The sequence below is a fragment of the Methylobacillus flagellatus KT genome, from assembly GCF_000013705.1.
GTDB classification, from domain to species: Bacteria; Pseudomonadota; Gammaproteobacteria; order Burkholderiales; family Methylophilaceae; genus Methylobacillus; species Methylobacillus flagellatus.
This window is the reverse complement of the sequence record NC_007947.1, coordinates 669,003-680,692: the sequence shown is the minus strand read 5'-3', so window position 1 is coordinate 680,692 and position 11,690 is coordinate 669,003. Positions and strand designations below refer to the sequence as shown.

12 protein-coding genes are annotated in these 11,690 nt (G+C 56.4%); 11 read left to right on the top strand and 1 reads right to left on the bottom strand.

Translation table 11 applies throughout. From position 1 onward, the window contains the following. Positions 1-12: 12 nt before the first annotated feature. Genes miaB through MFLA_RS03305 form a run of 4 tightly spaced genes read left to right on the top strand, consistent with a single transcriptional unit; the run spans position 13 to position 3,657 of the window. Positions 13-1,341, top strand: coding sequence for a tRNA (N6-isopentenyl adenosine(37)-C2)-methylthiotransferase MiaB (gene miaB, locus MFLA_RS03320; protein ID WP_011479018.1), 1,329 nt, complete (start codon positions 13-15; stop codon positions 1,339-1,341). A gap of 10 nt (positions 1,342-1,351) precedes the next feature. Further along, positions 1,352-2,332: a PhoH family protein gene (locus MFLA_RS03315; RefSeq protein WP_048811832.1), complete on the top strand. Its 981-nt coding sequence runs from the start codon at positions 1,352-1,354 to the stop codon at positions 2,330-2,332. Positions 2,333-2,337: 5 nt separating this feature from the next. Then, on the top strand, positions 2,338-2,787 hold the full coding sequence (ybeY, locus tag MFLA_RS03310) for an rRNA maturation RNase YbeY (RefSeq protein ID WP_011479016.1): 450 nt from the start codon (positions 2,338-2,340) through the stop codon (positions 2,785-2,787). Positions 2,788-2,796: 9 nt separating this feature from the next. Further along, positions 2,797-3,657 carry an HlyC/CorC family transporter gene (locus MFLA_RS03305; protein ID WP_011479015.1) on the top strand — a complete coding sequence of 287 codons (861 nt, stop codon included), beginning with the start codon at positions 2,797-2,799 and terminating at the stop codon, positions 3,655-3,657. A gap of 232 nt (positions 3,658-3,889) precedes the next feature. On the opposite strand, the gene mscL is transcribed toward MFLA_RS03305, so the two are convergent. After that, positions 3,890-4,309, bottom strand: coding sequence for a large conductance mechanosensitive channel protein MscL (gene mscL / locus MFLA_RS03300; protein WP_011479014.1), 420 nt, complete (start codon positions 4,307-4,309; stop codon positions 3,890-3,892). 126 nt (positions 4,310-4,435) lie between these two features. Here mscL and lnt point away from each other — a divergent pair, with 126 nt between their 5' ends. The 7 genes from lnt to MFLA_RS03265 all read left to right on the top strand — a co-directional run bounded on the left by lnt (position 4,436) and on the right by MFLA_RS03265 (position 11,625). Further along, a complete protein-coding gene (lnt, locus tag MFLA_RS03295; RefSeq protein ID WP_011479013.1) occupies positions 4,436-5,929 on the top strand; it encodes an apolipoprotein N-acyltransferase in 1,494 nt (497 codons plus the stop codon). Positions 5,930-6,029: 100 nt separating this feature from the next. After that, the gene (glyQ, locus tag MFLA_RS03290; protein WP_011479012.1) at positions 6,030-6,968 is read left to right on the top strand and encodes a glycine--tRNA ligase subunit alpha; all 939 of its coding nucleotides are present in this window, start codon (positions 6,030-6,032) and stop codon (positions 6,966-6,968) included. Then, the gene (glyS, locus tag MFLA_RS03285) at positions 6,965-9,091 is read left to right on the top strand and encodes a glycine--tRNA ligase subunit beta (protein ID WP_011479011.1); all 2,127 of its coding nucleotides are present in this window, start codon (positions 6,965-6,967) and stop codon (positions 9,089-9,091) included. Before glyQ ends, glyS begins: the two co-directional genes overlap by 4 nt. A gap of 29 nt (positions 9,092-9,120) precedes the next feature. Further along, complete coding sequence (gmhB, locus tag MFLA_RS03280; protein WP_011479010.1) at positions 9,121-9,663, top strand: D-glycero-beta-D-manno-heptose 1,7-bisphosphate 7-phosphatase; 543 nt, start codon at positions 9,121-9,123, stop codon at positions 9,661-9,663. A 29-nt stretch (positions 9,664-9,692) separates the two neighbouring features. Next, the gene (locus MFLA_RS03275) at positions 9,693-10,403 is read left to right on the top strand and encodes a lysophospholipid acyltransferase family protein (RefSeq protein WP_011479009.1); all 711 of its coding nucleotides are present in this window, start codon (positions 9,693-9,695) and stop codon (positions 10,401-10,403) included. Further along, positions 10,403-11,113 (top strand): M48 family metallopeptidase, encoded by a 711-nt coding sequence (locus MFLA_RS03270; RefSeq protein WP_011479008.1) that lies wholly within the window; start codon positions 10,403-10,405, stop codon positions 11,111-11,113. The genes MFLA_RS03275 and MFLA_RS03270 overlap by 1 nt, the downstream gene beginning before the upstream one ends. 62 nt (positions 11,114-11,175) lie before the next feature. Beyond that, complete coding sequence (locus MFLA_RS03265; protein ID WP_011479007.1) at positions 11,176-11,625, top strand: RrF2 family transcriptional regulator; 450 nt, start codon at positions 11,176-11,178, stop codon at positions 11,623-11,625. Positions 11,626-11,690 lie beyond the last annotated feature (65 nt).

Below are 11,690 nucleotides of genomic sequence, written 5' to 3'. Positions count from 1 at the left end.
CTGATCTGCTGTATGAACCTGCCAAAAAGAATCTTTATAAAAACCTTTGGTTGCCAGATGAATGAGTATGATTCGTCGCGCATGCTGGACATGCTGCAAGCTGCTGAAGGAATGCAGACAACCGACAATCCCGAAGAAGCCGATGTCATCCTGCTCAACACCTGTTCAGTTCGTGAAAAGGCCCAAGAGAAAGTATTCAGCCATTTAGGGCGCTTTGCACCGCTCAAGGAAAAAAATCCTGACCTCGTGATCGGTGTTGGCGGCTGTGTTGCAAGCCAGGAAGGCGAAAGCATCGTGGCACGCGCACCCTACGTCGATGTCGTGTTTGGCCCGCAGACGCTGCACCGCCTGCCGGACATGATCGAATCCAAGCGCAGGACCGGTATTTCCCAAGTCGACATCAGTTTCCCCGAGGTAGAAAAATTCGACCATCTTCCGCCGCCACGAGTGGAAGGAGCCGCGGCATTCCTTTCCATCATGGAGGGTTGCAGCAAATATTGCACGTTCTGCGTCGTGCCATATACACGAGGCGACGAAGTCTCGCGCCCCTTCGACGATATCCTGACCGAGGCGATCCAGCTGGCTGAGCAAGGTGTCAAGGAAATCACGCTGCTTGGACAGAATGTCAATGGCTATCGCAGTGAGACGGCGGACGGCGAAATGGCCGACCTCGCGCTACTCATCGAATATCTGGCGGAAATTCCCGAGATCGAGCGTATCCGCTATACCACCTCGCACCCGAACGAAATGACCCCGGCATTGATAGACTGCTATGCCCGCATCCCCAAGCTGGTATCCCATTTGCACCTGCCGGTGCAGGCAGGTTCTGACCGGGTGCTCATGAATATGAAGCGCAACTACACCGTCTTGCAGTACAAGTCCATCATCCGCAAGCTCCGTGCGGCCCGGCCCGATATCTGCATCAGTTCCGACTTTATCGTCGGCTTCCCGGGCGAAACCGAGCAGGATTTCGAAGCAACGATGAAGCTCATGCGCGATGTCGGGTTTGATTTTAGCTTCAGCTTTATTTACAGCCCGCGTCCAGGCACACCCGCCTCTTACTTGCCAGATGATTGCAGCCCAGAAGAAAAACAATCGCGCCTATCCCGCCTGCAGGCACTGAACGAGGCCCAGGGCAAAGCCATTAGCGCTTCCATGGTCGGCAGCATCCAGCGGGTGCTGATCGAAAGCGTCTCTGCCAAGCGCGCCGACGAGCTGGCCGGGCGCACCGATAATAACCGCATCGTCAACTTCCCTGGCGATACTGCGCTGATCAACCAATTCGTCAATGTCAGAATTACGGAAGCCCTTTCCCATACCCTGCGAGGAGAGCTAGTTTAAACATATGCCGGTGGAAATTACCCTACAACCTGAAGACAATATACGCCTTGCCAACCTGTGCGGCGCACTGGACGAGAATCTCAAGCAGATCGAGGATGCACTGGATGTCGGCATTGCCCGCCGCGGTGCGAATTTTCGCTTTTCCGGAGAACAAGGCAATACTCGGCTAGCGGCGCAACTGGTCGAAAACTATTATGAGCGGGCGGGAAAACCCATCAGCCTAGAAGAAATCCAGCTTGGACTGGTCGAGCTTGACCGCCTGGCGCCCGATCAAGTCACCACACCCATGCCGTCCCTGATGACCAGGCGGCAGGATCTGCATGGACGAACGCCCAGGCAGGTCAGCTATTTGCAGCAGATCCAGGACTTCGACATTACCTTCGGCATAGGCCCTGCAGGCACAGGCAAGACCTATCTCGCGGTTGCCAGCGCCATTGACGCCATGACACGCGACCGTGTCAAGCGCATCGTGCTAATACGCCCTGCAGTAGAAGCGGGAGAACGCCTGGGTTTTCTGCCTGGAGATCTCGCACAGAAAGTGGACCCTTACTTACGTCCGCTCTATGATGCGCTGTACGACCTCGCGGGCTACGACAGTGTCAACAAGATGTTCGAGCGCGGCGCCATCGAAGTGGCGCCGCTAGCCTATATGCGCGGCCGCACCCTGAACCAGAGCTTCATCATTCTCGACGAGGCGCAGAATACTACGCCGGAACAAATGAAGATGTTCCTCACCCGTATTGGCTTCGGCACCAAGGCGGTCATTACCGGCGATGTCACCCAGATTGACCTCGGCCGTGGCCAGAAAAGCGGGCTGGTGGAGGCGCAGAAGGTGCTCAATGATGTGCGTGGCATTGCCTTTACCCAGTTCCTTTCCGAAGATGTGGTACGCCATCCGCTGGTGCAGAAGATCATCAACGCCTATGAGCGCTACGATAGTGACCGTCACGCACAACCCAATGCAGGCAACCCCGGAGCAGACAAGGATTAACCACCATGCCCAGGCTTGCCATGAATGTGCAATATGCCAGCGAATGGGACAGCCTTCCCAACGAAAAACAGTTCCGCAAGTGGGCACGCGCCGCCCTGCGGGTGGATACCGAAGCAACGTTACGCATCGTGGATGAAGAGGAAGGCCGCATGCTCAACCGCGACTACCGTGGAAAGGATTACGCCACCAACGTGCTGACCTTCCCGCTGGAAGAAGAGCCGTGGCTGGTCGGCGACATTATCCTATGTGCCCCGGTTGTGGCCAGGGAAGCAGCTGAACAAAACATTACACTAGAATCGCATTATGCCCACCTTACTGTGCATGGCATCTTGCACATGCATGGCTACGATCACGAGGACGAACACCAGGCTGAGCTGATGGAGTCGATAGAATCCTTCACCATGATCCAGCTTGGTTACCCAGACCCTTATTCATCAGAAAAACGGAAGCGCTAATCTACCATCATGGCAGAACCCGACAAACGTAACGCCAACGACAAGCCCCACTGGCTGGAACGCCTGACCCACTTTCTCTTGCGCGAACCCGAAGACCGCGAGCAACTCATAGAGCAACTCCATACTGCTTATGAAAACAGCGTGCTCGATGCCGATGCGCTGGCCATGATCGAGGGAGTATTGCAGGTTTCGGAAATGCAGGTACGCGACATCATGATCCCGCGCTCGCAAATGGACGTCATCGACATTACCGACCCGCCAGAGAAATTCATCCCATTTGTCATCGAAGCCGCACACTCCCGCTTTCCCGTCATTGATGAAAACAAGGACGACGTCATCGGCATCCTGCTGGCCAAGGATTTATTGAAGTTCTATAGTGGCAAGGACTTCAACGTACGCGAAATGCTGCGTCCCGCTGTATTCATTCCTGAGTCCAAGCGACTGAACGTCCTGCTCAAGGAGTTCCGCAGCAACCGCAATCACATCGCGATCGTCGTCGACGAGTACGGTGGCGTTGCCGGCATGGTGACCATCGAGGATGTGCTAGAGCAGATCGTTGGGGATATTGAGGATGAATTTGATGAGGATGAGAACGAGGACAACATTATCCAGGATTCGCATGGTCGATACCGTGTCAAGGCACTGACCGAAATTTCGGATGTGAACGAAATCCTAGGCACCCAACTCAGCGACGAGGAGTTCTCCACTATCGGCGGCCTGGTTGTCAGCAAATTCCAGCATATGCCCAAGCGTGGCGAAGAAGTCAGCTTTGACAATCTCAAAGTCACGGTTCTGCGAGCCGACAGCCGCCGAGTGCATTCCCTGCTGGTAGAAGTGCTCCCTCCTGCCGGAGACCTTCCAGAAGACTGAGCTGCGACATGGAGTGTCCCAAGCCTCCTGCGCAGGACATGATCGCCATCAATGCTCTGGCAGCACGTTCGTCAACATGAAATAGCTACCCCCTGCTCCCAGATTCAAAGTGGTGCCCCTCGTCATGAAGCCAGGCTCTCCTTTTCGCAGCCCTCAAGCATGTGTTCTGCCCGGCGCGATAAAAAAAGCGATGTGCATCGGCACATCGCTTATTCAACCCAGGAAAATACAGTTATTTCTTCAAGGCATCGCGAATTTCACGCAACAGCACGATATCCTCAGGCGTGACTTCTGGCGCGGCAGGCTCTTCCGCTTTCAATTTGTTGATGGCACGGATCAAGAGGAACACGGCAAATGCCACGATGGTGAAACTAACGACGGCATTGATGAACAGCCCATAGTTCAGCGTGACGGCGCCTGCAGCCTGAGCCGCAGCCACTGATGCGTAAGGGGGAGCGACCTCTGCGCCATCCTTGAGCACAATGAAGAGATTGCTGAAATCGACATTCCCCAGCAGCAACCCAATCGGCGGCATGATCACATCATCCACCAGGGATTTCACGATGGCGCCGAAGGCAGCCCCGATGATGATACCCACCGCCATATCGACGACATTGCCGCGCATCGCAAACGCTTTGAATTCTTTAAACATATATTCTCCCATCAAAAACAGCCAGATTGTCGAATCGCACATGCATGCTGCATGCCTGGACCAGCCCAAGCCGCTATAATGCAATAAACTCGCGATACCCGTCCAGCTTAATACCCCGAGGCCCACTTGAAACTTCCACGTCTAGGTCTGCGCCATGTTGCCGCCCTGCTTGCCGGAGCATTCTGCGTCACCGGTTTTGCCCCTTTTTATTGGTTTCCGGCAACAATCCTGGGGCTAGCTGTCCTGATTGCCCTGTGGCACAAGGCAGAAACGCCCGGCCAGGCATGGTGGCTGGGTCTAGCCTTCGGGCTCGGCCTATTTGGCGTCGGCATCTACTGGATCTACATCAGCCTGCATGATTTTGGCGGTATGCCCACTGCCATGGCCGCCTTCGCCACCTTCATGCTCAGCCTTTTCATGGCTCTGTTCCCGGCCATCACCGGCTGGGGGGCACGCAAAGTCGGCAACCCCTGGCTGAGCATCCCGGTGCTATGGGTATTGAGCGAATGGGTGCGCGGCTGGATATTCACCGGCTTTCCCTGGCTGCTATCAGGCTATTCACAAATCCCAGGCAGTCCGCTGGCCGGGTTTGCCCCAGTGCTCGGCATCCACGGGGTCTCACTCGCCACTGTCGTCAGTGCCAGCCTGCTGGCAGCCATGGCGTTGCATTGGCGCCAACACACCGTGCTGCGTCGCAATATCGCGTTACTGGCCCTGCTGTGGATTGCTGGCGTGCTGCTGAAGCTTCCCCATTGGAGCACGCCTTCTGGCGAGCCGGTGTCCGTCGCCTTGCTGCAAGGCAATATCACGCAAGACCTGAAATGGGAACACCAGACGCTACATGAAACATTCCAGCGCTACTTGGACATGACACTGCAGACCAGGGCCCAGCTCATCATCCTGCCTGAAACCGCATTCCCGCTGATTTCTAGCCAATTACCTGCCGACTACCTGCAACGCCTTGCCGATCATGCGCGGCAAAATGGCGGCGACATCCTGATCGGCACCATCGAATATGAAAACGGCCAGTACTACAACAGCATGCTGAGCCTCGGCACCTCGCCAGCGCAATCCTATCGCAAGACGCACTTGGTGCCTTTCGGGGAATTCATTCCGCTTAAACAGGTATTTGGCTGGATCTACGAGAACTGGCTGGACATCCCGCTCACCGACATGTCGCGCGGGGGCTTCCAGCAACGGCCGATGCAGATCGCCGGTCAAGCCGTCGCCATCAATATCTGCTACGAAGATGTATTCGGCGAGGAGATCATCTTGCAGTTGCCTGAAGCGAATATACTGGTGAATACCAGCAATGATGCCTGGTATGGCGACTCGTTCGCCGCCTACCAGCATTTGCAGATCGCCCAGGCACGATCAATGGAAACCGCCCGCATGATGCTGCGCTCGACCAACACCGGCGCCACTGCGATTATCCGGACCGACGGCACGCTAGCCGCCCATGCACCCCATTTCCAGACCATGATCCTCGAAGGCGAGGTCCAGGGATACCAGGGGGCAACACCTTACGTGCGCTGGGGCAACTGGCCGATCCTGATCCTGCTGTTCACCAGCGTTGGTGTTTTGCTGCGCCACCGCGCCCGGCCTTTTGCCGCGCAGTAAAAAGAAGTAGAATCAAGCGCTTTTGCACTGACTATACCGATGGGCATCATTCGGCATCAGCAGGCGCAAACCCCGATCAATACAAATAGCTAACCATACCATGCTGACTTTTCAACAGATCATCCTGACCCTGCAGCAATATTGGGACAAGCAAGGCTGCGCCCTGCTGCAGCCTTACGACATGGAAGTTGGCGCCGGCACTTCGCATACCGCCACCTTCCTGCGCGCACTCGGCCCCGAGCCCTGGAAGGCCGCCTATGTGCAACCTAGTCGCCGCCCCAAGGATGGCCGATATGGCGACAACCCCAACCGTCTGCAGCATTACTATCAATTCCAGGTCGTGCTCAAGCCGGCCCCTGGCAATATCCTGGAGCTCTACCTGGGCTCACTGGAAGCCCTGGGTTTCGATCTGCAGCAAAACGACATCCGCTTCGTTGAGGACGATTGGGAAAACCCGACGCTGGGAGCCTGGGGCCTGGGCTGGGAGGTCTGGCTCAATGGCATGGAAGTCACACAGTTCACCTACTTCCAGCAAGTCGGAGGTATCAACTGCCGCCCGATCACCGGCGAAATCACTTATGGCCTTGAGCGCCTGGCCATGTACCTGCAAGGTGTGGAAAACGTCTATGACCTCGTGTACTCCAAGGGAGTCAACGGCGCCCCCGACCTCAAGTACGGCGATGTATTCCACCAGAACGAAGTTGAACAGTCCGCCTACAATTTTGAGCACAGCGACGCCGACTTCCTCTTCACCGCCTTCAACGCCCATGAAAAGAAGGCACAGGAACTTATGGAACATAAACTCGCCCTGCCCGCCTACGAACAAGTGCTCAAGGCAGCGCATACCTTCAACCTGCTGGATGCACGCGGCGCCATTTCCGTCACCGAGCGTGCTACGTATATCGGACGCATCCGCAATCTGGCACGCGCCGTGGCCGCAAGCTACCTCGACAGCCGCGCCCGCCTCGGCTTCCCGATGGCACCCAAGGCCTGGGCAGATGAAGTATTGGCAGAATTGGCAAAGAAGGCAGCAGCATGAGCAACCTCCTCGTAGAATTATTCGTCGAAGAATTGCCACCCAAGGCTTTGCAGAACATAGGCATTTCTTTCGCCGATCAGATATACCACTCCCTTGTCACACAAGACTTAATAGAGCCACCCTCTGAGTTAGATGCAGCAAACCCATCCCCTTGGAAATGGTTTGCCAGTCCACGCAGAATTGCTGTATGGATAAGAAATGTCACTCAAAAAGCACCTGACAAACAACTAGCGCAAAAACTCATGCCAGCCAGCGTGGGCCTGGATGCCGACGGCAACGCTACGCCCGCGTTATTGAAGAAACTGGCGGCGCTGGGCGCCGATGAAAGTGCCGTGAGTCAACTCAAGCGCGAGCATGACGGCAAGGCAGAAGTGCTACTCCTCGATCGCACCGTCAGAGGTGCCACCTTGGCGGAAGGCCTGCAGAAAGCACTGGATGAAGCGATTGCCAAGCTGCCGATCCCCAAGGTCATGACCTATCAGCTGGAGGACGGCTGGAGCAATGTCAACTTCGTACGTCCGGCGCACGGCCTGGTCGCCCTACACGGCAATGAAGTCGTTCCAATCCGCGCATTGGGCCTGACCGCGGGCAACCGAACACAAGGTCATCGCTTCGAAGCCACGCAAAGTCCCATCGTGCTGCGAAATGCCGACAGCTATGCTGAGCAATTGCAGCAGGACGGCGCCGTGATTCCCGGCTTCAAGGAACGCCGCGACGAGATCGCACGTCAACTGGAAGCGGCCGCCGGCAAGCTCAAGCTGCGCCCGATCGAGGATGAAGCGCTGCTGGAAGAAGTCACTGCGCTGGTCGAGCGTCCCAACGTGCTGGTCGGACAATTTGAGCAAGCATTCCTGGCGGTGCCGCAGGAGTGCCTGATCCTGACGATGAAGGCCAACCAGAAATACTTCCCGCTGCTGGATGCGCAAGGCAGGCTTACCAACAAGTTCCTCATCGTATCCAACATCAGCCCGGCAGACCCGAGCGCCGTAGTCGGCGGCAACGAACGCGTAGTGCGCCCGCGCCTGGCCGACGCCAAGTTCTTCTTCGAGCAGGATCGCAAGAAAACCCTGGAATCACGCATTCCCGGCCTATCCAAGGTCGTATACCACAACAAGCTGGGCTCGCAGGGCGAACGCATCGCCCGCGTAAGTGAGATTGCCAACCTGGTGGGCACGGCACTGGGCGACCAGACGCTGGCCGCACAAGCCTCGCAGGCAGCGCAACTGGCCAAGGCCGACCTCGTCACCGACATGGTAGGCGAATTTCCAGAACTGCAAGGCATCATGGGGCGCTATTATGCGCAGCACGAGGGTCTCAGCGACGACATCGCCTATGCCATCGAAGACCACTACCGTCCGCGCTTTTCAGGTGACGCACTGCCTCGTAACAAAGTTGGCATGATCGTCGCCCTCGCTGACAAGCTGGAAACCCTGGCCGGGCTTTTCAGCATTGGCGAGAAGCCTACCGGCGAGAAAGACCCCTTTGCCCTGCGCCGCCATGCAATCGGCATCCTGCGCATCCTCACCGAGGGCGGCTTATCCTTGCCGCTCAATACCCTGCTTGAACAGACATTGTCGGTATTCCAGCATGAGTTCGACCATGACACAGCATTGCAGGCGGTGGAAGAGTTCATTTTCGACCGGCTCTCCGGCAGCCTTCGCGATCAAGGCTACAGCGTGCAGGAGGTTGACGCGGTGCTGGCAATGAAACCTCAGCTACTCGGCGATATCACGAAGCGGCTGGAAGCCGTGCGCGCCTTTGCCAGCCTGCCTGAAGCAGCCAGCCTGGCCGCCGCCAACAAGCGCGTAGGCAATATCCTCAAAAAATCCGACAGTGCCATTGAGGCGGCAATCAACCCAGCTCTATTGCAGGAAGATGCCGAAAAAACACTGGCGCAGGCATTGGCTCAAGTACAACCACAAGCACAGCAAGCCTTTGCCGCAGGCGACTATACGGGCTCACTCAAGGCACTAGCTGCGCTCAAGGCTCCCGTGGACGCTTTCTTTGACCATGTCATGGTGAACGCCGAAGACCCGGCATTGAAAACCAACCGCCTGGCCCTGCTGGCAACGTTGCATCAAGCCATGAACCAGGTAGCCGACTTATCCAGACTCGCGGCATAATACACAGGCCAGCCTGAGCGAAAACAGCCATGAAACTTGTCATTCTGGACCGTGATGGAGTAATCAACTACGACAGCCCCCAATTCATCAAGAGCCCTGATGAATGGAAACCGATCGAGGGCAGCCTGGAAGCCATCGCCCTGCTCAACCAGAACGGTTACCGGGTGGCATTGGCGACCAACCAGTCGGGCATTGGCCGCGGCCTGTTCGACATGGCCACCCTGAACGCGATCCACGACAAGATGCACAAGGCGCTCGCGCAGTTCGGCGGGCGCATCGATGCATTGTTCTATTGTCCGCATGCAGCCGATGCAAACTGCAGTTGCCGCAAACCCAGACCAGGGATGATAGAAGAAATCAGCAAGCGCTTTGGCATGGATCTCAAGGGTGTGCCCAGCGTGGGAGACTCATTACGTGACTTGCAGGCCAGCGCTGCATTCGGCGCCCAGCCCATCCTGGTGCTCACTGGCAAGGGGGAGAAAACCCTGGAAGTCGGCGGCCTGCCGGAAAATACCTGGGTATGCGACAACCTGGCCGAGGCTGCGCAACGCATCATCACGGAACTTGCTTAACAACCTCGCAGATCGAATTGGCTTAACCTATGATCTATATACGTTCATCCCTCTACATGCTGGGCATGTGGATTTTCACCCCCATATTCACCACGCTTTCGCTCCTCACCTTCCCATTGCCACGCAGAACGCGCTACATCCTGATCTCCGGCTGGGCCAGGAGCATGCTCTGGTGGCTGAAGGTAACCTGCGGCTTGCGCTATCGCGTCATCGGCAGAGAGAACATTCCCGATCATCCCAGCATCATCCTCTGCAAACATCAGTCCGCCTGGGAAACCCTGGCCTTGCAACAGATTTTTCCGCCGCAAGTATGGGTGCTGAAGCGAGAGCTGCTATGGATCCCATTCTTCGGTTGGGGACTAGCGCTGACATCCCCTATCGCCATCAACCGCGCATCAGGCCGCGAGGCCCTGAAGCAATTGGTCGCCAAGGGCAAGGAGCGGCTCGAGCAGGGCTTCTTTGTCGTAATCTTCCCCGAGGGTACTCGCGTCGCTCCGGGCACCCGCGGCAAATACCATATTGGCGGAGCATGGCTTGCCACCCACACCAAGACGACTGTCGTTCCGGTCGCGCACAACGCAGGCGAATACTGGGGCAAGAACTCCTTCCTGAAACGTCCAGGTACAATCACATTGAGCATCGGCAAACCCATTGAAACAGCGGGCATGAAGGCTGATGAACTCAACCAACGAGTCGAAGAGTGGATTGAGCAGGAAATGCTGTTGCTGGATCGCAAATAATGCAGTATGTCCTGGCACTACCCAATGGTGACCTGATCCCTTATCAGCTTGAACGGCGCGCCAGGCGCACCATCGGCATGAAAATCACCATTGATGGCCTGATCGTGCATGCGCCGTTACGCATTCGCCACGCCGATCTCGAAGCATTATTGCGTAGCAAGGCACGCTGGATCACGACCAAGCTCAAGGCGAGGCAAGCGGCTGTCGTTCCTGAGTTCGAGTGGTGCGATGGTGCCGAGCTGCAGCTATTGGGTCAGCCATTGAGTTTGAGCATCATGCCATCCTCGCGCAACAGTGGCCCCCGACGCGAAGGCGATGTCTTGAAATTGGCTGTTACCAATAGCCACGACCATGCCATGATTGCCCGCAAAGTCATCCAATGGCTACAGAAAGAAGCCCGGAAGGATTTCGCGGCCCGGTTAATCTTACTCGCGGCCCAGCTTGGAGAGCCCACACCCGCCCTGTTTCTGTCGAATGCCAAGACCCGCTGGGGCAGCTGCAATTCCAAGCGTGAAGTCCGGCTCAACTGGCGCCTGATCCAGGCTCCGCCGGCTCTCATTGACTATGTCATTGCTCATGAGCTCGCGCACCTGCGCGAAATGAACCATTCTGCCCGGTTTTGGGCAATCGTAGCCAAGCTTTATCCCGGCTACAGATCCGCCGAGCAAGCCCTCAAGGTCAGCTCACAGCAACTCTACCGCCTTGGCTGAGCCCTCGTTCCTTGGCTACAATTGTTGCATCTAAAAATAAACAATATTATACTGTGCCCAATATGCAGCTCACCAAATTTACCGATCTTGGCTTACGGGTACTGATGTATGTGTCCCAGCATGAGCGCAACAAACCCATCACCATCAGCGAAATCGCCACACAGTTCAATATACCGCGCAACCACCTGATCAAGGTCGTCACTTTCCTCAACAAGACGGGCTGGATCCAGACCACGCGCGGCCCTAACGGCGGCCTGCGGCTGGGCACCGATCCTGCCTCATTGCATCTCGGCCATGTCATCCGGGTGCTGGAAGGCAGCGCTTCTCTAGTGAACTGCCAGGAACCGCCCTGCCCTCTGGCAGGACAGTGCGGACTCAAGCATGCACTGGACCTGGGGCTGAATGCATTCTACGACTACATGGATACTTATACGTTGCAGGATGTAATCCGCAATCGCACAGCCCATATCATCCTCAAGCTCCATCAAAGTCATTTGACAGGAGTGCATTGATATATGCCCGTATGGAACTGCCCCTCTGTTTTTCTGGATTAATTGTTTCCTATTAAATACAACAT